General features: G+C 57.5%; 21 protein-coding genes. 6 read left to right on the top strand and 15 right to left on the bottom strand.

Annotated features, from left to right (window positions below; genetic code table 11):
• Window positions 1–4 precede the first annotated feature (4 nt).
• From mnmH to msrA, 6 genes are all read right to left on the bottom strand, one after another.
• Window positions 5–1,132 carry a tRNA 2-selenouridine(34) synthase MnmH gene (gene mnmH / locus K6T12_RS01195; protein ID WP_222218634.1) on the bottom strand — a complete coding sequence of 376 codons (1,128 nt, stop codon included), beginning with the start codon at window positions 1,130–1,132 and terminating at the stop codon, window positions 5–7.
• The gene (gene selD, locus K6T12_RS01200; RefSeq protein ID WP_222218637.1) at window positions 1,129–2,184 is read right to left on the bottom strand and encodes a selenide, water dikinase SelD; all 1,056 of its coding nucleotides are present in this window, start codon (window positions 2,182–2,184) and stop codon (window positions 1,129–1,131) included. The genes mnmH and selD overlap by 4 nt, the downstream gene beginning before the upstream one ends.
• 95 nt (window positions 2,185–2,279) lie before the next feature.
• Window positions 2,280–3,203, bottom strand: coding sequence for a DUF808 domain-containing protein (locus K6T12_RS01205; protein WP_222218639.1), 924 nt, complete (start codon window positions 3,201–3,203; stop codon window positions 2,280–2,282).
• A gap of 275 nt (window positions 3,204–3,478) precedes the next feature.
• Window positions 3,479–6,034 carry a toll/interleukin-1 receptor domain-containing protein gene (locus K6T12_RS01210; protein ID WP_222218641.1) on the bottom strand — a complete coding sequence of 852 codons (2,556 nt, stop codon included), beginning with the start codon at window positions 6,032–6,034 and terminating at the stop codon, window positions 3,479–3,481.
• Between the two features lie 173 nt (window positions 6,035–6,207).
• Window positions 6,208–7,227, bottom strand: coding sequence for a DUF4231 domain-containing protein (locus K6T12_RS01215; RefSeq protein WP_255611467.1), 1,020 nt, complete (start codon window positions 7,225–7,227; stop codon window positions 6,208–6,210).
• Between the two features lie 197 nt (window positions 7,228–7,424).
• Window positions 7,425–8,006 carry a peptide-methionine (S)-S-oxide reductase MsrA gene (gene msrA, locus K6T12_RS01220; RefSeq protein ID WP_222218643.1) on the bottom strand — a complete coding sequence of 194 codons (582 nt, stop codon included), beginning with the start codon at window positions 8,004–8,006 and terminating at the stop codon, window positions 7,425–7,427.
• Window positions 8,007–8,213: 207 nt separating this feature from the next.
• Between msrA and K6T12_RS01225 the strand changes: the two genes are divergently transcribed.
• Window positions 8,214–9,932 carry a Na/Pi cotransporter family protein gene (locus K6T12_RS01225; protein ID WP_222218645.1) on the top strand — a complete coding sequence of 573 codons (1,719 nt, stop codon included), beginning with the start codon at window positions 8,214–8,216 and terminating at the stop codon, window positions 9,930–9,932.
• Between the two features lie 18 nt (window positions 9,933–9,950).
• Here K6T12_RS01225 and K6T12_RS01230 read toward each other — a convergent pair whose 3' ends face one another.
• Together K6T12_RS01230 and K6T12_RS01235 are read right to left on the bottom strand one after the other, a co-directional pair.
• Window positions 9,951–11,087: a cytochrome P450 gene (locus tag K6T12_RS01230; protein WP_222218647.1), complete on the bottom strand. Its 1,137-nt coding sequence runs from the start codon at window positions 11,085–11,087 to the stop codon at window positions 9,951–9,953.
• Between the two features lies 1 nt (window position 11,088).
• On the bottom strand, window positions 11,089–11,409 hold the full coding sequence (locus tag K6T12_RS01235; RefSeq protein WP_222218649.1) for an antibiotic biosynthesis monooxygenase family protein: 321 nt from the start codon (window positions 11,407–11,409) through the stop codon (window positions 11,089–11,091).
• A gap of 406 nt (window positions 11,410–11,815) precedes the next feature.
• On the opposite strand from K6T12_RS01235, the gene K6T12_RS01240 reads away from it, so the two are divergent.
• Entirely contained in the window at window positions 11,816–12,511 is a 696-nt protein-coding gene (locus K6T12_RS01240) for an ArsR/SmtB family transcription factor (RefSeq protein ID WP_222218651.1), read from the top strand.
• 29 nt (window positions 12,512–12,540) lie between these two features.
• Here the strand turns inward: K6T12_RS01240 and K6T12_RS01245 are convergent, their stop codons facing one another.
• Together K6T12_RS01245 and K6T12_RS01250 are read right to left on the bottom strand one after the other, a co-directional pair.
• Window positions 12,541–12,747: a dodecin gene (locus tag K6T12_RS01245; RefSeq protein ID WP_222218653.1), complete on the bottom strand. Its 207-nt coding sequence runs from the start codon at window positions 12,745–12,747 to the stop codon at window positions 12,541–12,543.
• 82 nt (window positions 12,748–12,829) lie between these two features.
• Window positions 12,830–13,252, bottom strand: coding sequence for a hypothetical protein (locus K6T12_RS01250; protein WP_222218655.1), 423 nt, complete (start codon window positions 13,250–13,252; stop codon window positions 12,830–12,832).
• A gap of 673 nt (window positions 13,253–13,925) precedes the next feature.
• On the opposite strand from K6T12_RS01250, the gene K6T12_RS01255 reads away from it, so the two are divergent.
• On the top strand, window positions 13,926–14,762 hold the full coding sequence (locus K6T12_RS01255) for an endonuclease/exonuclease/phosphatase family protein (protein ID WP_222218657.1): 837 nt from the start codon (window positions 13,926–13,928) through the stop codon (window positions 14,760–14,762).
• A 189-nt stretch (window positions 14,763–14,951) separates the two neighbouring features.
• On the top strand, window positions 14,952–16,907 hold the full coding sequence (locus K6T12_RS01260) for a Clp1/GlmU family protein (RefSeq protein WP_222218659.1): 1,956 nt from the start codon (window positions 14,952–14,954) through the stop codon (window positions 16,905–16,907).
• Between the two features lie 115 nt (window positions 16,908–17,022).
• Here the strand turns inward: K6T12_RS01260 and K6T12_RS01265 are convergent, their stop codons facing one another.
• The 5 genes from K6T12_RS01265 to K6T12_RS01285 form a co-directional block, all read right to left on the bottom strand.
• Window positions 17,023–17,529, bottom strand: coding sequence for an endonuclease V (locus K6T12_RS01265; protein WP_222218661.1), 507 nt, complete (start codon window positions 17,527–17,529; stop codon window positions 17,023–17,025).
• A 92-nt stretch (window positions 17,530–17,621) separates the two neighbouring features.
• Window positions 17,622–18,734, bottom strand: a complete 1,113-nt coding sequence (locus tag K6T12_RS01270) for a Glu/Leu/Phe/Val family dehydrogenase (protein ID WP_222218663.1) — start codon at window positions 18,732–18,734, stop codon at window positions 17,622–17,624.
• Between the two features lie 563 nt (window positions 18,735–19,297).
• The gene (locus K6T12_RS01275) at window positions 19,298–19,444 is read right to left on the bottom strand and encodes an oxidoreductase-like domain-containing protein (protein WP_222218665.1); all 147 of its coding nucleotides are present in this window, start codon (window positions 19,442–19,444) and stop codon (window positions 19,298–19,300) included.
• Window positions 19,445–19,530: 86 nt separating this feature from the next.
• Complete coding sequence (locus K6T12_RS01280) at window positions 19,531–19,812, bottom strand: hypothetical protein (protein WP_222218667.1); 282 nt, start codon at window positions 19,810–19,812, stop codon at window positions 19,531–19,533.
• Window positions 19,813–19,994: 182 nt separating this feature from the next.
• Window positions 19,995–20,795 carry a helix-turn-helix domain-containing protein gene (locus K6T12_RS01285; protein WP_222218669.1) on the bottom strand — a complete coding sequence of 267 codons (801 nt, stop codon included), beginning with the start codon at window positions 20,793–20,795 and terminating at the stop codon, window positions 19,995–19,997.
• Window positions 20,796–21,012: 217 nt separating this feature from the next.
• Between K6T12_RS01285 and K6T12_RS01290 the strand changes: the two genes are divergently transcribed.
• Entirely contained in the window at window positions 21,013–21,660 is a 648-nt protein-coding gene (locus K6T12_RS01290) for a class I SAM-dependent methyltransferase (RefSeq protein WP_222218670.1), read from the top strand.
• 15 nt (window positions 21,661–21,675) lie between these two features.
• Window positions 21,676–22,083: a hypothetical protein gene (locus K6T12_RS01295; protein WP_222218672.1), complete on the top strand. Its 408-nt coding sequence runs from the start codon at window positions 21,676–21,678 to the stop codon at window positions 22,081–22,083.
• Window positions 22,084–22,606 lie beyond the last annotated feature (523 nt).

The following is a 22,606-nucleotide window of genomic DNA, read 5'->3' on the forward strand; positions in this document are numbered from 1 at the left end:
AGGTTCAGTCAGTTTTACTTTTTAAAAAGCCGGTTTTTGAAGACAGAATATCGCGCACCGCGGCCCGGTCGCCCCGGAAAACGATCCGCTCCGCCCGCTTGCTCAGCTGGTAGTCGTACATCGGGTCGTAGTAGTCGACCAGCAGCCTGCGTATCCAGTCGCGGTGCAGCGCCGGCCTGCCATCGCGGTGGGCCGCGAGTGCCCGCACCAGCAGTTCGCCGATATCGCGATACCGCACGCCACCCAATCGCTTGCGCACCCGGTACAGCGACTGGCTCAGGTCATCGGCGAACGCCTCGAAGCCCGCCGCCTCGCCCAGTTGCTGCTGCCACTCGGCCAGCTTATGCAGAATGTAGTTGCGGTAGCTGTGTTCGATTCGCTCATCCAGCGGCACCTCCAGCAGCACGATCGGGCTACGCGCCATCGCCTTCTGCAGTTGCAACGGCAGTGCACAACGCCCCACCAGACGCCCTTCGTCCTCCAGCAGGATCGGCTGGCCGGCACGCACCGCCGGCTGGTGTTCCGCCTTCAGCAAGTCGACCGCCAAGGCATTCTCGAAATTGAGCTGAGTCGGCTGGCCGCCGGGACGACGACCGAAGCTGGAGCCGCGATGGTGCGCCAGTCCTTCCAGATCGACCGCCTGCGGCAACTCTTCGATCATTTGGGTCTTGTTGCAGCCGGTACGGCCGCCCAGCAGCAACATCGGCTGCTCGGCGCAGATCCGCTCGAAGGCGTCGATCAGGAAGCGACGCATCGCCTTGTAACCGCCGGTGATGCGCGGATAATCGCAGCCCGCCTCGCGCATCCACTGCTGGCAGATCTGGCTGCGCAACCCGCCGCGCCAGCAGTAGAGGTAACCTTGCGGATGCTGATTGGCGAACTCGACCCAGCGAGCGACCAGCTGTTCCTTTATCTGGCCGCTGACCAGCCGATGGCCCAGCTCGATCGCCGCCTGCTGGCCCTGCTGCTTGTAGCAGGTGCCGACCTGCGCCCGCTCCTCGTTGGTCATCAGTGGCAGGCTGTGACTGGTTGGCAGGGCGCCCTTGTCGAACTCCACCGGCGCGCGGGTGTCGATCAGCGGGATGTCGTTCAGGAAGATCGACAGAAACTCGCCGCTATCGGGACGGCTCACAGTGCCACCTCACCGGTCACCTGCACCCGATGCTCGCCATCCGCCGGCTGCAATTCACCGATACTGCGGTGGCAAACACCCTGCTCGGCCAGCAACGTCTCCAGCGCGGCGGCCATCGCAGGCCGCACCGCGATCAGCAGGCCACCGCTGGTCTGCGGGTCACACAGCAGCTGCTGCAGGTGCGGTGCCATCGGCGCCAGCTTATGGCCGTAGCTGTCCAGGTTGCGACCGGTGCCGCCCGGTACGCAGCCCTGCTGCAGATAGGCCACCGCTTCCGGAATCAGCGGCACGGCAGATGCATCCACCCGCGCCTGCAGCCCGCTGCCTTCGCACACCTCGAGCAGATGGCCCATCAGGCCGAAGCCGGTCACATCGGTGATCGCATTGACCCCCTCGAGCGCGGACACCCGGGCACCGACGCTGTTCAGTTGGCACATGATGTCGCGTGCCAAGTGGGTATGTTCGGCCTGCAATTTCTTCTGCTTCTGGGCGGTGGTCAGAATGCCGATGCCGAGCGGCTTGGTCAGGTAGAGCCGGTCGCCGGCCTGGGCGCGGTCGTTCTGCTTGAGCTGTTCGCGGCTGGTCAGGCCGGTCACCGCCAAGCCGAAGATCGGCTCCGGCGCATCGATGCTGTGACCGCCGGCCAGAGGAATGCCGGCATCGGCACAGGCGCGGCGGCCGCCGTCGACCACCTGCCGGGCGACCTCAGGCGGCAATTTGTTGATCGGCCAGCCCAGGATGGCGATCGCCATCAGCGGCATGCCGCCCATCGCGTAGATATCGCTGATCGCGTTGGTGGCGGCGATCCGCCCGAAATCGAACGGATCATCTACAATCGGCATGAAGAAATCGGTGGTACTGAGCACCACCTGACCGTCGCCCAGATCGTAGGCGGCAGCATCATCCTTGCTGCTGTTGCCCACCAGCAGTTGGGGCGACTCCGGCAGCTGCAGCTGCGACACCAGAATCTGGTCCAATACCTTGGGGGAAATCTTGCAACCACAGCCCGCACCGTGGCTGTATTCGGTCAGGCGTACAGGGGAATCAGACATGCCGTGTCTCCGTATTCAAACAGGGGATGAATGATACGAGCAACCAGGGGGTTTGTCAGGCCGACAAGGGACGATTCGTCCGTTGGTATGGCGGCTTAACTACGCAATCTCAATAACGGCTGGACGATATATTCCACCGCCGCAAATACCAGGGCACCGGCCAGCACGCCGATAGCGGCGTTGATCAGCATCGGCAGCAATCCACCAATGACAACACCAATCGCCGGCAGCGCCCCGGCGGATTCAGAGAGATGGTGAAAAAACGCGTGCGAGCCGGGCACGCCGTGCACCAGAATACCGCCGCCGACCAGAAACATCGCCGCGGTACCGACCACCGACAATGCCTTCATCAGCCAGGGCGCCAACCGCAGCAGGAACCGGCCCAGCGCCGCCCTCACCCCGGCGCCTGTCCGAACCAGATAAAGCCCGGCATCATCCAGTTTTACGATGCCCGCCACCAGCGCATACACCCCCACGGTCATCGCCAACGCGATGCTGGAAACGGTCGCCACCTGAAGGCTGAACGCCGCCGCCTGGACGGTCCCCAGAACGATCACCACGATCTCCGCCGACAGGATAAAATCGGTACGGATGGCACCTTTTATTTTCGCCCTCTCGAACGCCACCAGGTCCACGTTGGGGTCGGCGATCGCCGCCAATTCGCGTTGATGCGCCTCCCTGTCGGGCCTGATGCTGTGCAGAATCTTTTCGAACCCCTCGAAACAGAGATAGGCACCGCCGATCATCAACAACGGGGTAATCAGCCAGGGCGCCACGGCGGAGATCAGCAATGCCGCCGGCACCAGGATCAGCTTGTTGATCAGCGAGCCCTTGAAAACGGCCCAGATCACCGGCAGCTCGCGCTCCGCCTTGACGCCCGAGACCTGCTCGGCGTTCAGCGCCAGATCGTCACCGAGCACCCCGGCGGTCTTTTTCGCCGCGACCTTGGACAGCACCGCGATATCGTCCAGCAGGGTGGCAATATCATCGATCAACGCCAGTAAATTTGCTGCAGCCAATGGGCACTCCTTGCGTGTCATTCAACCATAGGGCGAGAAACCTGTTGGCTGCAGCATAGCGCAGCCTTGATGCCGGTATTAGAATCTGTTGAATCGAGACAACTTCAACCGCCAGCTCCCTGTTGTTACTGGAAGACGATCAGAAAATTTCATCTGCCCTCACTTTGTTGCGCCACTTTCATTCCGCGGTCATGTTAGTTCCCAAACCGATATCGATCTGAAAATAATCGGTCATATTCGTCCTAAACTAACAATATAGAATCTAAACAACCGTACTAAATCATTGCCCCCTTACCTAACTTCTTAATATCCATCAACCTCTGACCACGAACAGATATAGACAACAAGTTAGCAAGCTGCTGCTTAACCTTATAATCCACAGGAAACATATAAATGTGCTGTATAACCATCTCCTTTAATATTCTACTACAAACAGGATTATCTTTTAACTTTCTAGTCGACATCTCTATTTTTTGAACATCCAAAGACCTAGAAAATTTTAATTCAATAGCCTGTTTCAAAAGAGTTATTGCAGGCGTATTTTCATTACTCTCCAGCAGATCATATATTTGTCCAGCTTCTTTCGACCCTATAGACGCTGCGATTTTCTTAACCACACCATCAATCACACCATAGGTGAGATGCAAATATGCGTTTTTCGCAGAAGCTTGAATATCATCATCCGTAAGATTTGGGTGCTCCATTAAACTTTTTTCAATTATTCTAATTATTTCACTTTTAGCAACATCTGAAATATTTATAAAGTAATTCAAAAACCTTAATCCGGTAAGAGCACCATGACTTGCAAGATCATATAGGCTATCTCTAGTCAGCGATGCATGCCTATTTCTTATAATTTGCCCCGCTATTTCCATGCCTTTAAATGTTTTATTTATATTTGCCAACAAGTGAAGAGACTCAAAATCTTCACTTTCAACTTCAACCTTCTCCCTTTCAGCAAAGTCAAGCTTCTTGTTATGCTTCTCGCGCTCTTCTCTTATTTCCCGCTGTTCAATTATAAGCTCAGGGATCTGAGCTATAAACTCATCCATAAATGAAAGCTGGCTTTTAGATAATTCAGCGGGACTATCATCATTAAAAAGCCCCGATAATACTCCCTTTATTTCATCAAGAACCCAAGACTCCTTTGTATGGTGATTGACAAACACAAGAATATTAGCATAGTCTTCCCTGTGAAGGTTCCTCAATAACTCCTGAACTTCATCCCTAATAGATTTATCCGTCGAATAAGACTCTGCAATTTTTCTTGCAACAAAAAAATAAAACAAATATTGATATTTAAACTCAACCCTGTATTCACGATCAGTCAATATTAAACTTTTCCTAAGCCTATCAACAACATCACTCTGATCTACAGGCAAATATGTTTTCCCATAACCTAAAAAGAATCGATCCAGCTGATGAGCATTCAACCCTTTACCATTTTTATGTATCTCCCATGACAACTCAGTAAGAACATTAATATACTTACTTATTTCAGATGGAGGAATTTTGGCTTGATCAAAAGACTTATAAACAAGCTGCTGATAACAATGGCCGTGAGAAGTCAAGTCTAGATTCTGCTGAGCATACGCTTCAAACATCTGTAAAAGCATAAGAACGTAAACCGGTTTAGCCGGTACAATATTTTTTCTTATTACTGTATCCAATCGCTCCTTCAGCTCATCACACTTAGAATAGAGTTCTTCATCATCAATGGACTCTTCTACTCCAAGTGATATCCATTTCTCTACAAGCTCGGCCCTACGTTGATGTCCAAGCCCCAGCATCTCAAGAATAATATAATTATCAAGTTCCGGAATTTCTGTGGTAACATACGAAAATGATGAATGACACGTAATAACAACATGACCAAGCTCATCATTAACCTGCTTCAAAAACCTAGACCTAAATTTTTGATTCAGCCCTATTTCATCAAGATTGTCCAGCAAGAAAATAATCTCGCATTCTTTTAAAGCACCTTCGACTTCCAGACCGATATACTGTTCACGAGCAGCACGCTGTATCACTTGATTTAAGTCAGAACTTTTAATATCCTTTGCATCGACATAAATAACAAATTTCTTACTAAGCGCAAAATACTTAAACAAATCCTTAAGAAGACTAGTTTTACCTTGTTGTTCCTCGCCCGACACAAGATAAAACCCTTTTTTTCTTTTCAAGCTAGAAGATGAAACCACCGACATTTCATTTTTAGCCACCTCTCCCTCAACCGCAAAGTCAATAGTAACATATATATCTGACAGTTTGACTTTATCAACTTTACGATGAGTGAGAACAACTTCTGTATCATCGAGCCACTCATACACCTGACTATTAAGTGAAATTTTTTCACTGCTAGAAGGCACATTTTTTATACTACGAATAGGACTAAAGCTAGATAGATATTTTTTTAAACCATTTACTACATCCAGCCAAGCTTCATCCTCATTATCCCATGATGCTACAGGTTTTGTGTCTTTTGGAAGGCCTTGACATTTTGAGAATTCATGTCCTGCCCAATCACATGCTCTAACAACTATTGGTATTAGTATCGCACTACTATTTTCATGCATTTCCATTGCTTTCTTAGCTTCTAGTTCCATGCAATACCCTGAAGCAAGAAAGCTTGAACTTACAAGAAATATTATAACCTCTGACTCTTGTAAATTTTTTGAGATTTCACTATCCCAATCTTGTCCCGGCACTATCTTTCTATCATGCCAATCATTTATGATTCCATTAATTCTAAGACTGGACAAGTGCTCATCAAGGGCATCACGAAAAGCTTCATCCTTATGCGAATAGCTTATAAATACTTTCTTAGTCATTCCCATCTTCCTTATAGAGAGACCGCTCAAAGAAAAGACAATTTCACCCCAACCAACAAAACCTACCACTAAAAAAGATACTTCACTTAATTCATAAAACATCTACTTGATAAAATTTTATACAAGACTTTTTTCACCCTATCTCATTATTAAAAATAGCATCAATCTGTACACTAACCCATTTTTCTAGCCGTCCATTGGGTGTGCTCTCGTGAAAAGGCCGCTTCACTATTAATAACATATTCAGATAATTGCTTTTCACTACTAACATAATTTGACTCTTCTTTTATTAGGATAACCTCATGTGCAGCCAAAGCATATGCAGAATTCAGTTCATTATATTTTTTAGCCTGCAACCAAGTTAAAGCAGCTCCTGCCGCAGTTGCCACCACTTCTACAGGAAGCGAAAGAGATGGGTCTTTTACTCTGCACAGCAACATTATTATTGCCAAGACATGCAATACCACAGAGACCCAAAAACATTGTTTGGCTCGTCGCTTGTTAAACGCAGATTTAAACCAATACCAATTAGCTTGATCTATAATTCGGTGCTCCACATATATCTTTAATCGTTCATACACCGTCAAAGCTCTAACTTCTTTCATTGTTTCGGATATTGGATCACTTAATATACTAGTTTGCAGAGAATGCGAAAGGCTTTTATTTTGATCTAACACAGCTTTCAGATCGTCAACAAACCTCTTTGAAACCACTTCAATATTTTCAGAATCACCGTAAGTACCCGCTCTCATCATCCAACGCCAAGATCTAGTTTTTACAGATTCAGCAACGGCTCTTCCGTTATACCAGATATCATCAGGTCTTTTCACACGTATGTATATAAGTATACCGAGCGTAACAAGGAACAAAATTGAAGATATCAGCGCACCCACAATATCACTCGGGCGACTATACGAAATAAATGCAGCACCAATGAGTAGCAAAAGATACCACCTTAATCCCCAAAAGTAGGCACTTTGCGCATAAAGAGAGGCTTGATCTGCAGATCTATATAGCCCGGGCAAAGATGACGAATCTATTTTAAATTCATCCATTATTATTAATAACCCCCGATCACAGGTAAAGTCATATTCTTGATATAGAAAAATATTAACATCTCTTAGTCCGGCTTTCGTACAATGCTGCATTTGCATACCAGCTATATGCGGAACAATCACTGCCCACGTGTCCATCCTCTTGATTCTGCTAAATTTTTATGAAAATCGCTAGCCCAAAGTAACACCACCAGCACTACTTTGGTTAGAAGCCGCGCTTTGTTTGCTCCAAATCCGGGACGAAACTAAACACCAACCAGAAAACGAACGTTTATACAAATACACTCAACAAACACATACTGGCTAAGGGAATAGATTGATATTAAAAGAAGGAATCAATGCTTCTCCGGCCTGCCCCAGATCTCCTCCAGCCGGTCGGTGCGGCGGCAGGCGGCTTTGTAGAACTTATAGCGCCAGGGGTTCTTCAGATAGTAGTCCTGGTGGTGCGCTTTCACCGGGTAGAAGGTGGTAGCGGCGAGGATCGGGGTGACCACCGTCTGGTCGGCGAAGCGCATGATCACCTTTTCTTTCGATACGCGGGCCAGCCGGCGTTGTTCGTCGTCGGCGACGAAGATCGCGCTGAGGTAGCTGTGGCCCTTGTCGCAGAACTGGCCCTTGTCGTCGAACGGGTCGATATTACGCCAGTAGACTTTCAGCAGCTGCTGATAAGTGATTATTTTCGGGTCGTAGGTCACCTGTACCGCTTCGTAGTGGCCTTCGTGGTTGCCGTCATAGGTGGGGTTTTCCAGAGTGCCACCGGTAAAGCCGGAGATCACTTCGCTAACGCCGTCCAGTTTTTGAAAAGCCTCCTCCATGCACCAGAAGCAGCCGCCGGCGAAGATCGCCTGATCGGCACGGCTGGTGCCTGCAGCAACGGAGGCGAGTGTGGCGACAAGCAGTAAGGTGGTCGATTTCATGGAAGACGCTCCTGCGGGCCAGTCCGTCTGTTCGGCTGTTTCAGCCATTTCGTCTACGGATTCGACTACAGGTCGTTGCGGTTGGTTCAGTGCCAGCGGGCAGCGCATCAAGCAATTCTCGACCGCTTTATCCGTAAATATCTATAGTTAGACGGAAACAGCAGTCGGCTGGCAACTCCCTGCCCCGGCCAAGATTAAGGATCGACGATGGACAGTACCTGGGCGCTTGTTTCCGGCCTGATTGGCGGGCTGGGTTTGTTTCTACTGGGCATGGGGATGATGACCGACGGCCTGAAACTGGCTGGCGGCTATGCGTTGCAACATATACTGGCGACCGGCACCTCGACTCGCAAGCGGGCGTTCGCCTCCGGGTTCGCTATCACAGCGCTGGTGCAGTCCTCCGGCGCGGTGGCGGTGGCGGTAATCGGCTTTATCAATGCCGGCCTGCTGGATCTCAGTCGCTCGCTGTGGGTGATCTTCGGCAGCAATGTCGGCACCACCATGACCGCCTGGATCGTGGCGGTGATCGGTTTCAAGGTGAAGGTGGAGATCCTCGCGCTGCCGGCGGTCGGCCTAGGCACACTGTTGTACATCTTCAGCGGCCACATACGTAGAAAGTCGCTGGGCGGTGCGCTGGCCGGACTTGGTCTGCTGTTTCTCGGCCTGCAGTTGATGCAGCAGTCGTTCAGCGGTGTCGAGCAGCATATCGACCTCTCCTGGATCAGGCCCGACAGTATCTGGCATCTACTGGCGATGGTGTTGTTCGGCATCCTGCTGACCGCGCTGATGCAATCCTCCAGCGCCTCACTGGCAATCGTGCTGACCGCCGTCTCCACCGGTATGCTGCCGCTGATGGTCGGTGCTGCCGCCGTGATCGGCGCTAATATTGGCTCCACCGTCACCGCCCTGCTGGCGGTACTGAAGGCCAGCGCCAATGCTCGCCGGCTGGCCGGCGCCCATGTGGTGTTCAACCTGATCGCCGCCGCCATCGCGTTTGTCTTGCTGACCTTCTTCCTGACGCTGGTCGAGATGGTACGCGAGGCACTGAAGCTGGACGCCGCGCCGGCGGTATCACTGGCACTGTTCCATACGGTGTTCAATCTGGTCGGCGTGCTGGCGATGATCCCGCTGTCCGATCGGCTGACCCGCTTCCTGCAAGGTCGCTTTCACTCCCAGGAGGAGCAGGCATCGCGGCCCAAGTATCTCGACCGGGTCACCGCCGAGGTGCCCGATATGGCGATCAAGGCATTGCAGCTGGAGCAACAGCGGATGATGAGAAAGTTGGGCGAGCTGCTGCATGATGCCAGCCAGGCGACTCTGGGCAGCAAGACACCGGAGGCGCGCTTCGTGGTGTCTCAGCTGATCAGCGCGATCAACGACTTTATAGCCGATTGTTCCCGCCGCGCGCTGGCCGCCAACGTCGCCCAAACCCTGCAGCAGGCGCTGCGCATCAATACCCGCAGTGCCACGATGATCGAGAGCCTGCGTGAACTGCGCGAGCACGAGATCACCATCAGCACCCTGCCGGACGATCTTGCCACTGCGGTGATCAAATTGCGCGAGCTGGTCGAGCGGCTTGCCAACAGCGGTCAGGAACTGGCAAAACAGGATGCCAAGGCGCTAACCGCCCTGTTGCATGATTTCGAGAAGCAGTACGACACCGGCCAGGCGTTGTTGATCGAAGCCGGCAGCAACGGCCGCATCGATATGCGCAAGATGGAGAACTGCAGCCAGTACCTGTCGCTGCTGAGGCGCGCCACCCGCCAGTACACCAAGGGACTGATCGGCCTGCTGCGGCAGCAAACGCCCGAACAGGCCCCGGAGACGCCCCCGAAAACTTCCCGGGAAAAGCCGCTGGGACCGATACCAGAGGCCCAGCCTGAGCCGGTGGTCGAAAAATCTGCCGAGCCTAAACCACCGGGTTAGTCGTACAACCGGTCCTGCTTAACCAAGTCGGATCGGTAACTGACGCGGCAACCGGGCATTGACCAGCGGTTCCATCGCCAGCGGCTGTTCCAGCAACCGCATCGATGGATAGCGTGCCAGTAGGAGGTTGATGATCCGCACCGTCAGCGCCACGCCATAATGGCGTGCCAGGCAGCTATGGCCACCAACACCGAAGGTCAGGTGGCTATCGCTGTTGGAGCGGCCGGGTTGGAAAATGTCCGGGTTAGCGAACTGTTCCGCATCCCGGTTGGCTATTGCCAATATCAGTACCAGCTTGGTCCCGGCCGGCAGCGTCCCAACGCATTCGGCAGTTGCCCCCGGTTCATCGTCCCCGACCGGCAACTGCAGCTCGGCGGCCAGGGTACGGCGGGTCAGCTGAATCGGGCTGTCGAAGCGCAACACCTCTTGTACGAAGCCGCTGCCGATCTGTTCGGCATCGCTTAGCAGCGCCCTTCGCAAAGCGTGGCAGAGCAGCCCCCGGCCGGCATCGAAGCTCTGGATCAGCAGGCCGATAAAGGCCATCACTCTGCGCTCCGGTTCAATATCGGTGGTTACCTCGAATAATGGCAGCCGTAATAGCCGCTGTTGGATCGATACCAGGGCCCGGTCGATCTGTTGCCAGTCATCAGACCGTTTTTGTGGCAACATCAGTCGAACCAGTGTCGGCAACAGCTCGATCACCCGCTGCCGGGCCGCCTCCGCCATGCCAACCGACTGTAGCAGCATTTGCGGCATCAACTGGCGGGCGAACAGGTTCCAATCCAGCCGATCGCCCCGGTGACCGACCAGCAATCGATCCAACAGTTCTTCCGGCCCCCCATCCTCGAGTGACGACAACGACTCCATCAGCCTGCCGGTCATTTCTCGCAATGGGCCGTGGTGCGGCGGATTACTGACTCGCACCAGGCTGTCGATCAGCATCACCAGCCGCTCCGGCAGCTGGCGACGCCGCTCGTCGTTGGCCAGCGTCGCCACCTGCGCCTGCTCCGCCGCCAGCACCGCCCGACAGTCGGCATAACGGAACAGCGCAAAACTCTGGCTGAGCGGATCGAAATAGACCGATCTCTGCCGCTGGAAGCTACGGTAGTGAGAGATCGGGTCGGCGATCTGCGCCTGGTCGAGTAACAGCGTCATCTCAGGCCTCCGCCTTCGAGCTGGCCATATCGTAGCTGCGCACGATCTGGGCGATGGAGATCCGGTAATCCTTGAACAACCGTGCGCGCCCCTCCTGCTGGGCCTGCTGATGGGCTTCGAACCGTTTCCACTCCAGTACCGCCTGTTCCGACTGCCAGAACGACAGGCTCAGCAGACGGTCGTTGTTGGCCAGGCTCTGGAAGCGTTCGATGCTGATAAAGCCGGGAATCCGCTCCAGCGACGGGCGCAGTTCGGCGGCCAGGTCCAGGTAACGCTGCTTATGGCAGTCGTGCAGTTCCACTTCAAACAGTACCGCGATCATGGTCATCTCCTTGGTGATCCATTTACTTAGAAAAGACTGGAAAACTTGATTGGCAAAACAGCTACCCAGCCTAACGGCAGAGATTGGACGGATGTTTCGGCGCGGACCGTAATATCCAGGCTCGTGCGGGCTCGGAGGTTTAAGGGTTGTCGGGTATAGTGCGCTGCTAAATTGCGCTGGTGGCTGGAATACCCTGTGGATTCGGTGAACGTCGAACTTCAGCGTGGGGCTGAAACGCCTACCGGCGTTCGGTCGGCTGAACCTGCCCGGCCGGAGCCAAACCGACATAACACGGCCCTCGTGGTCGATTGAAGTCGCCCCTACATCGGAAACGGCACACCGAGTCGGCCGTACAATGACAAACTTCCAGGTAATAATTCGGCAATTGTCGCCGCGAAGAAAAACGATGCAGGATAATTTTCAGATCGCCCGCCTAGCCGGGCTGATCGCCGACCCCAGTCGCGCCATCATGCTGGTCTCACTGATGGATGGCCGGGCCTATACGTCAGGCGAGTTGGCCCGTACCGCAGGGCTGACGCCGCAGACCGCCAGTGGCCACCTGGTCCGGCTGGCGGACGAGGGCCTGTTGTCGGTAGTCAAACAGGGGCGCCACCGCTATTACCGGCTGGCCTCCGACGAGGTAGCACAGGCGCTGGAAGCCCTTCAGCGGCTGACTCAGCTGGATGCGCCGGCCCGGCCCCGCCCCAAGGTTCCGGCCAGCTTGCGGTTTGCACGCAGCTGTTACGACCACATCGCCGGCAGTTTGGGTGTAACGCTGTACCAGGGCTTTATCGAGCGAGGATTTATAACGGAGCAACCCGGCGGCGCAGTGGTACTGCAACCGGCTGGGCAGAGCTATCTGCACGAGCTGGGCATCGGCGAGGGGATAACATTGGCGGATCTGCCGCCGCTACGCCCCTGCCTGGACTGGAGCGAGCGCCGCTTCCATCTGGCCGGCCCGCTGGCGCACGCTCTGCTGGAACGCTATCTAGCGCTCGGCTATCTGCAACGAGTCGATAGCAGCCGACAGCTCAAGGTAACCCCGTCCGGTTGGCAGCATTTCCAGCAGTTGGAAATCGCGCTTGATGAAACGGCGGCTTGACCGCCGATTCCTCTATCCCGTCAATCTGCTCAATCGAGCCGGAAACCGACCTTCATCACCACCTGGAAGTGGTCGACCTTGCCGCCGGCGACATGGCCGCGAATCTCGCTGACTTCAAACCATTCGACATGGTTGATGGTGTCAGCGGCCCGTGCAATGCCCTTCTGGATCGCATCGTCGATGCTGACGGTCGAGGTGCCTACAACTTCCACTTTCTTGTAGATATGGTCTGCCATGATCTGCCCTGCCTGTTCAGTGATATGGGTTATCGATCAACATAGACGGCGCTCGCCAGCCCCGCAAAGATGGCCGGGCCGCTCAGGGCCCGGACAGTTTCAGATCGGTCACCTGGAAGGTGCCGCCCTGCGGCAGCTCGACCGACAACACCACTTCGGTCACCGGGTCGTCCGGCGAGGTGAACGGAATGCTGAACTCGGTCGGCTGGTCGGCCTGGAAGTTTTGCAACGCCGGGATTCGAGAGAAGTAGTACTGGCCGTTGACCCGCGACCACATCATCACGTTGGCCGGCCCACCGCTGGCCCGGCCGGTCAGGTGGAGGGTGCCGGTCAGCTCGGTGGCGATCCGTACCAGATTGAGCTTGGCGTAGCCGTGCGACCAGAGTTGGTAGCCGTTGTCGATCTTGCTGATCGATGCGGCCTGTTCAGGCTGATCCGCCCGCGCCTGTGCGAAACCGATCGCCAACGACAGCACCAGCAGCGCGCCCCAGACTCTCTTTCGCATCACCCGTCCCCCTCCGTCAGCGCCGCCCGATTGCCGGAAGACCATTGCTTTAAGGGTATAGTCCATAAATTGCCGGTTGGGAGAGGCTTCACAACAGCCTGTCGCCCTCGGCACCCGCGGGCATAAAAAGTGGACTGCTACGCCGAAAAACCTGTAGCAGTGGGCTTGGCATGCCCTTTGGGTACCGACCGCGACCTGTATCGGGATTCGTACCAGGTTTCCGGTCGCCCTCGGAGCGGGCTGCTACGCCGAAAAACCTGTAGCAGTGGGCTCCGACCGCGACCTGTATCGGGATTCGTACCAGGTTTCCTGGTCGCCCTCGGAGCGGGCTGCTACCCCGAAATTCCGTAGCAGTGGGCTCCGACCGCGACCTGTATCGGGATTCGTACCAGGTTTCCGGTCGCCCTCGGAGCGGGCTGCTACGCCGAAAAACCTGTAGCAGCGGGCTTGGCATGCCCTTTGGGTACCGACCGCGACCCGCATCAGCATTCGAACCAAGTTCCCGGTCGCCCTCGGCACCCGCAGGCATAAAAGCGAGCTGGCAACGTTTCAGCCCTCTCTCTGACAAACACCTGCCTGAAATCAAAGCATCTGATAGTGCTCGCTCTGGACGACTTCGAATCGTCTACAGTAAGCTGAGAGCCAACGGACGCCACGGAGCTATGCCACCGCCATGTCGCAGCACGCCCTAGACTGTCCCCAATCCATCGACGGCCTTCACCGGGTAGCGGGCCGGACACGCCCCTCTCCCGAGCGCGACACACTGCGCCTGCTCAGCTTCAATATCCAGGTCGGCATCAAGACCCACGCCTTCCACCACTACCTGACCCGTGGCTGGCAGCATCTGTTGCCGCACCGGCAACGTAACCGCACGCTGGAGCAGATCGGCCGGATACTCCGCCAGTACGACCTGGTGGCCCTGCAGGAGGCGGACGGCGGCAGCATTCGCTCCGGCTTCGTCAACCAGGTGGAGTACCTGGCCGATGTGGGCCGCTTTCCGTACTGGTACCAGCAGCTGAACCGCAACCTCGGCAAACTGGCCCAGCACAGTAACGGGGTGCTCAGCCGCATCGAACCCGACTACGTGGAAGATCACCCGCTGCCGGGGCTGATCCCCGGCCGCGGCGCGATTCTGGTGCGATTCGGCGAGGGCAAACACTCGCTGCTGATCATCGTACTGCACCTGTCGTTGGGCGCACGCGCCCAGGACCGGCAGCTGCGCTATATCCGCGAACTGGTGCAGGACCACCCCCATGTGGTGCTGATGGGCGATATGAACAACCCGCTGGAACATCTGCAGCGCCGGCCGGCGATGCGCGGGCTGGATCTGGTTTCGGCCGAGGAGACCCTGCACACCTATCCCAGCTGGCAACCGGCCCACGCACTGGACCATATTCTGATCTCGCCGAGCCTGGAGATCCGCAATGCCCGGGTGCTGGACTGCACCCTCTCCGACCACCGGCCGATCGCCATGGAGATCGGGCTGCCGAAGTGCCTGCAGCACCTTTGATTACCAACAAAACCAGCAAAACCAGCAAAACCAGCAAAAGCAGCAAAAGCAGCAAAAGCAGATGGGAGGCGTGCCCCGCGGCGATTGTTGGCCGCACCCGCGCCAAAGCTCTGCGCCAAACCCTCAATTAACCTCGAATAAGACGAGTCATACTTAAAGAACCTCCTTGCTGTTTAAGCGGACGCCACCATGGCCACGCCAACCGGACGACTCAGCTATGCCCAAGGCCTGGAAACCCTGCTTCATACACTGAAGCAACCGCAGGCCCGCCTGCTGCTGTACGGTGCGCCCGGCAGCGGCAAAAGCCATCTGGCCGCCGAACTGGCACGCCGGCTACAGGTCGCAGGGCTCCCCTGCTTCTGCCTGAGCGCCGATCCCGGCGCGCCGGCCTTCGGCCTGCCGGCGGCTTTGAACCTCGGCTGCTGGTGCGATGACAACTGGCAGCTGCTTGAATTCGAGCCGTTCTGCAGCCTCAATGCCGCCCGCTTCCGGCTGCCGCTGATTGAAGTGGTTGGCCGACTGGCCGAGCAGGTATCCGAGCATCCGCTGATTATCGACGCGCCCGGCGTCAGCCGGGGGATCGCCGCCGCCGAGTTGCTGCCGGCGCTGGTCAACACCTGCCGGGCCAGTTCGCTGGCGGTGCTGGAACAGGATGACGAGCTGCAACCGCTGCACAATGAGCTGCGCAGTCTGACCTTGCCGGTGCTGCCGATACAGGCCCATACAGAGGCCAGCCGGCCCAGCCGGTCCAGCCGCGCCCGGAGCCGAACCGGGCGGTGGCTGAACTACCTGACCGAAGGCCGGGAGACAACGCTGACGCTGGATGACATCCCCCTGCTGGGCACACCGCCGCCGCAGGCGTGTCCCGAGAAATGGCAGGGGCTGTTAACCGGTCTGCGTCTTGCTGGCGGCCGTTGGCTGATGGGTGAAGTGATCGCATTGCACGAGCAGAATGGTGGCCAACTGAACCTGCGCTGCCCCGCCAATACCGATGTGGAAGATCTTCAAAAAATCGAACAACTGCTGGTGCGCGACGCCCGCCACCTGCCGGATCAACCGCTGACCACCGCCGAATCGCAACAACCGCCGGTATCGGTCAGACAGCCGGCCGCCTCGCTGGCCCACCCGGCCGCACTGAAACCGCTGTCGGGCAATCCGCGGGTCTGCCGTGGCGATATCACCGCCGAACTGATCAACGGGTTGTTCGAAGATCCGCTGCTGCTGATCAAGCCCCACTGGAGCCGCCGCTGCCTGCTGTTCGACCTGGGCCACACCAGCCGGTTGCCGCTGCGCTTCGCCCACAGCGTCAGCGACGTGTTCATCAGCCACGCCCATATCGACCATATCGGCGGTTTTATGGGGTTGCTGCGCACCCGGCTCGGCGCCCCTGCGCCCTGCAGTCTGTACGGTCCGCCGGGGCTGGCACGGCATATCGCCGGCATGCTCAGCGGCATCCTGTGGGACCGGATCGGCGATAGCGGGCCGGTGTTCCAGGTGGCCGAACTGCACGGCGGTAGCTTGAAGCGCTACCGGCTGCAGACCGGCGACGAGCGGATCCAGCCGCTGCCTGATCTTGCCGTCACGGATGGCGTGATACTGACCGACGAGCGCTTCCAGATCCGGGCGGTGGAGCTGGATCACGGCACACCGGTGCTGGCGTTCGCCTACGAGCCCTGCTCGGCGGTGACCGTCGATACGGAGGCGCTAGAATGGCTCGGCCTGGCCGCCGGCCCCTGGCTGGCCGAACTCAAGGACGCCTATCTGGCCGGGGAGCGCCACAGAACGATTCAACGTCCCAACGGCCGTTGCGAACCGGCCGGCGCGCTGGCAGATCGGTTGCTGCACCGTAAGCCGGGTGAAAAGCTGGTGTACGCCACCGACCTGGCCGATAGTGCCGACAACCGCGCCAAACTGGTCGCTCTGGCACGCGGCGCCCAGACGCTGATCTGCGAAGCGGCCTTCAGCCAAGCCGACCGGCAGCGCGCCCTCGACCATGGCCACCTGACCACCACCGCCTGCGGCGAGATCGCCGCCGAGGCCGGGGTGCAACAGCTGATGCCGTTCCATTTCTCACGCCGCTACGAGCAGCAGACGGAGATGATGTATCGGGAGATCGAAGCGATCTTCAGCAAGATCGTCAGATAATCTGGATGTTGATGGTCGCGGATAAATCCGCTCCCACACTATTGCACCCTGTAGGAGGGGACCCGGCCGGGTAGGTTTATCCGCGACCGAAATCACGTCTTGCTTAGCCGGTACTTCAGGCATCCGCAATCCCGCGACTCAACTGATCGACCCGTTTCAGCAACAGTGGCATCCGGTTCGGGCCATGCATGCTGAGGATGCGTGCCCTGGCGGATTCGAGCGACATGCCGGCGGCGGTCACATAAAGCGGTCTTTTGCTGCCGCCACGCAATAACGCGTAGCTTTCCGGCAGGGTTCGAAACCGCTTTTTCGCCACCCCGACCACCGCAACAGAACGCTCAAAAGCCTCGTAAAGGTGGCAGCCCATTCCCGGCTGCGTGGCACCATTCAGATAGACCAACCCGTCGATTACGATCACCTGCGGGCGCAGGTCGAATGCAGCGATCAACTGCAGGATGCAGGGCAGCTCCCGTTTATAGAACTGGCCGGGTTGATAATCCTCAATGCCTTGAATCTCGGTCACCAGTTCCCGCTCCGCTGCCGCATCCTGCCAATGCGCAAACAGTACGCCGGCAGCGGTGGCACTGCACTGCCGGTAATGAACATCGACCGCCAGGATCATGGTTTTCAATACACCTGTCCGTCGTTGCCGTAGGTTGGGGTTCGTCCGACTCACCCCAACCCACAATCAACGCTCATTGTCTGGAAAAGGGCTCAAAACAGCCCCCAACGCCTAGTCGCCATTGCTGCCTGTACCCGCTCGGTGGCCAGCTCTAGTGCCGCCTGACGGGGCCGGATCTTGCCCTCAATCGCCAGCTTCAGCACCTGATCGGTATTGGTTGCGACCTTCTGTTCGATCACCTGCAACGCCATCGCCTGGCTCATATGGACGAACTCCATGGCGCCGCAGATCACGCCGCCGGCATTGGCGATATAATCCGGTACCACCAGCACGTTGCGCTGGTGCAGCGTGCGTTCGGCCTGTTCGGTGATCGGGATATTGGCTCCCTCCACCACCAGCCGGGCCTTGAGCTGGTCGACATTGTCCTGATGCACCACGTCGGGTCGGGCCGCCGGTACCCAGATATCGCACTCGACGCCGATCATCGCGTCATTGGTCAACGGCTGGCCACCGCTATAGTCAGTCACGCTGCGCCCTGAGGCCTTCAGCGTCAGCAGCTGGTCAAGATCCAAGCCAGCCGCGTTATGGATACCGCCTCTGGAATCCGATACCGCGACCAGCACCACCCCCTTGTCGATCAGAAATCGGGCCAGGTGCTTGCCGACCGCACCGAATCCCTGCACCGCCAGGCGGGCGCCCTGCAGATCGAGATCGCAGTAGCCGGCTGCCACCTCGACCGCGTGGCTGAGCCCCCAGCCGGTGGCGCCGATCTCATCCAGCGGAATCCCGCCGAGCGCGCGGGGCAACCCCACCGAGCGGCCGCCCTCGTCCTGAATCCAGGCCATGCAGGTTTCGTCGGTGCCCATATCCGGGCCGAAGATATAGTCGCGAATATCCTTCAAGGCACAAGCCAGCTCGCGGATCAGCAGCTCCTTGTGCTCAGCCGGCATCTGCGGATCGCCATAGAGTACCGATTTGGCGCCGCCGTGCGGCAGGCCGGCGGCGGCGTTTTTCAGGGTCATCGCCCGTGCCAGCCGCACGCACTCGGCGGTACTGACGTCCGGCGCCATGCGCAGACCGCCAATCGCCGGCCCGGCGGCGACATTGTCGACCACCAGCACCGCCTTCAGGCCGAGAGCGGGTTCATGGATATGGATGATCTTGGTGGGCCCCAGCGAGTCCATGAAGTCGAAGATATCGGCCATGGCGATCGTCCTTTGCTTGTCTGCAGGTTGATGCCACTAGCATAGCCGCTCTCGCCGGAGCTATTATCCAGACAGTCGATTGGGGCAGGTAACCCGTTGATGCTACTGGGTTCCGTGGTCCGTAGCAGCCCACTCTGTGGGCGACACCTTCGGTCTAAGCCAACCCGGTCGCGGTCGGTACCCAAAGGGCATACCAAGCCCGCTGCTACAGGTTCCGCGGTCCGTAGCAGCCCGCTCTGAGGGCGACGCCTTCGGTCTACGCCAACCCGGTCGCGGTCGGAGCCCGCTGCTACAGGTTCCGCGGTCCGTAACAACCCGCTCTGAGGGCGACACCTTCGGTCTACGCCAAGCCGGTCGCGGTCGGTACCCAAAGGGCATACCAAGCCCGCTGCTACAGGTTTTTCGGCGTAGCAGCCTTGTAGGGTGGGCACGTTTTTTGTGCCCACGCGGCGTTGTTCAGCTAATGTAGATGTTTCCCTCTAAGACGCGATGAATCGGAAAGTAGGAGGAGGCATATAGGCCGGAACGTGGGCAATTACCCCGGGCAAAGAATTCAGCCGGTATCAGTCGTCGCTCGCCTGGGCACTGGCCTGGCTGGCTTGTTGTGCCTGCCACGCGTGCAGGTCTTCGTAGTAGGTATCCCAAACGCAGGGGCTGCAGCCGGATTCACAGCATTCGTTATCGGCTGGCGGGGTCGGACGCTCATTCATGGGGGCATACTCGCTTGTTCAGGTCGCGGTACATTCTAACGACTGAGCGCGCCCCACACCATTGAACTTCGGTCGGCCAGGCCGGCTCAGTCGCCCCAGAACTTCCACCATTTCTTGCGATTCTCGCGCGATGCCTGGCCCTGTTCGGAACCCTTATCCAGCTCTTTCTGTACCTGCTCGGCTTTCTTGGCCCGCTGCTTCTCCAGCCCCTTGTTGTCGTCCGCCTTGGCCGCTTTAACCTTTTTAGCCTTATCGGCCGACTGACCAACCTGATGCTTGGCCGGCCCCACATTGGCCGGTTTTTCCGCCAGGGCGGTGCCCGGCAGCAGCAGCGCCATCGATAACAACAGACATGATTTGATATTCATTGCAGATCTCTCCTTGTCGAGACAGCTCGGCCGATACCCTGCGCTCCAGCACTCTCTGGCATCGCCGCCTATCGGCCGAATTCGATTAAGATTACATCAGAGTCTAGATCGTTTAGCCCTCAGAGCCGCCCGACAGCTACAGAATTCCACAGTCAGATCGAACCGCATCTTAATGGCTGTTTTCAGCCTCCATGCATCCGATTTTCCTTGCGCCAGGCCGCCGGAGTGATGCCATAGGCTTTCTTGAACTGGCGGATGAAATGGGTGACATCGTTCCAGCCCACCCGGCTGGCGATCCGGTCGACCGGCTCATCGGTGTGGGCCAGCCGGGAACAGGCTTCACTCAGCCGGCTGCGGCTGATCCACTCGCCAACCGAATAGCCGGTTTTGTTCTTCACAACGCTCGCCAGGTAACTGGGGCTGCGATGCACCGCCTCGGCCACATCCCTCAACGAGATCGGCTCGAGGCTATGTTGCTGGATAAACGCCAGCGCGTCGCTGACCAGAGACTGCTCCCCACCGCCGCTCACATCCAATGGCGCTGCCCGCTTCGCTTCACGCAACAACAGCAGCAACAGGCTGCGCATCACCTCGAACGACTCGGGCGTGGACTGGGCCGCCTCCGCCTGCAACTCCTGCATCAGCTTGACGCAGTACGGCAGCCGTTCCGGAGGCAGCTGGAACATCGGCAGCGCGCCCAGTCGCACCTGGCGGAAGCTGCTCATCAGCGGATGGCTCTCATCCAGCTCCACACAGGAGGCGCAGAAAGCCAACCACCAGACCTCCATCCCCTCGCCTTCCAACAGACGATGAGGCACGCCCGCCGGCACCAGCGTGACGGCGCCGGGGCCGATCTCCACCAGCCCGCCATGCTCCATCCTCAGCCGGCCGCGCACCAGCAGCGTCAGTACATGCTCGGTATGGGAAGCATGGGGATGCGGTTCCATCCGCTCAAAAAACTCATGTCCCACTTCAATGGGCAAACCGAATTCCATACGGGATCGCTCACATAGTCCGCCTAAACACGGGACCGCCACCGGCACCCGAAACGAAAACCTAAGAATCAGCCGATTTTACAGAAAACATGGCTCTATAGCCGATAGCTGACAAGCCCTATTCTACACCCATCGAAAGAACAGCCGATCAAGTCGCTATGCAAGTCTATAGCCCTCTTTCCTCGGCGCAACCGGAGTACGACGTATGAGCGAGCATCAAGGCATCTGGGATACGGCAACTGCCGAGTGGTACATAGAGCAGTGGGGCGACATCCCGCTGCATCGGGCGATTCCCGGGATATGCGAGCTGCGCGATGGCGATGCCGTGCTGGATATAGGTTGCGGCAGCGGATCTGCAGTACGGGCCATCGCCGGGCAAATGTCTTTCGGGCACGTGATCGGCATAGACCCGACACCACGGATGATCGAGATCGCCCGGGCGGACAACCAGCGGAGCAAATTCCGCGTGCCGGTCCTGTTTGACCAAGCCGGCGCCGAGCAGATCCCCGCCGAAGACGCGAGCATCGATCTGGCGATCGCCGTCAATACCCTGCACCACTGGCAGGATGTGGAGGCAGGGCTCGAGGAGGTGCTGCGGGTGCTGAAGCCGACAGGCCGGTTTATTTCCGTCGACGATCTATGGGACGAGCAACCCGTAGCGATGACGGCACCGCCCGGCAGTGCTGCTCAGCAGGAACCTGATCTGGATCACCACCATGGCCTAAAGAGCGTCCCAGCCATTGTCGCCAGGCTGTCCGCAGCCGGTTTCGATCGGGTGGAGAGTGGCGAATACCGTAGTGGGGATATCGCGGTGTCGACCGTTACCGCATTCAAATCAACTGCCAACACTTAACCTTGGGAGCAGACCATGAATTTCACACTGGCACTGATGGGGCTGGCCATTTACATGCTGATCTGGGAAAAACTGCCCGACTGGGGCACCTGGTTTAACGCGATTATCGCCCGGCTACCGGGCCCGCTGGCCTATCTGTACGAGGCCTGGCGCTGCCCCTACTGCTTCGGCTTCTGGATCGCCCTGGCGCTGCATGCAGTGACCGGCATCCAGACCATCCCGGCACTGGCGGAGATGCCGCACCACCTGGGCGCGGCCGGTCCGTTTTTCGGCTGGTTTCTGGATGCGTTGGCCACCGCCGTGCTGATCACCTTCGGCAAGCTCAGCTTTAGTGCGATCGCGGTACCCGCCATTAAAGGCCATCAGATGACGCAGGAGTTCCGAAAGGCAAAGCAAGCGGCGCAGCCGGCGACTGCCGAGTAGCGCCAATACCCCCTCGACAACCAGGTGGTGGAGCTCATGGGACGGGTCGAGGATTAGAGGGAAACATCTACATCTGGTGAACAAGCGTGCGTGGGCACAAAAAACGTGCCCACCCTACAGGGAAAACCCTCGTAGCAGCGGGCTCTGACCGCGACCGGGTTGGTGTATTATCCGCGGGTGCCGCCCCGGAGCGGGCTGCTACAACGCACCGTCCCTGTAGGAGTGAAGCCGGCCGGGTAGGTTTATCCGCAACCGACAGGTCCCGTCGACGCTATGACCGGGCGTCCACGGAGCAGGCTGCTACAAAGCACGGCCCCGTAGCTGCGGGCTTGGTATGCCCTTTGGGTACTGACCGCGGCCGGGCTTGCGCAGGCCGATCGAGCTGCGTCTAGCCTGGCACTTAAAGCTTCATCAAAGGGTTCGAAGCTTTCCCGCTAATGCGTGAAAGACCTAAAAAATGCCCCGCAACCACAAGGAGCGGGGCCAAGTATTACACGTGGCGGCCGCTGATAGGTACAGCCGC

It is taken from the genome of Marinobacterium arenosum (assembly GCF_019795155.1).
Classification (GTDB): domain Bacteria; phylum Pseudomonadota; class Gammaproteobacteria; order Pseudomonadales; family Balneatricaceae; genus Marinobacterium_C; species Marinobacterium_C arenosum.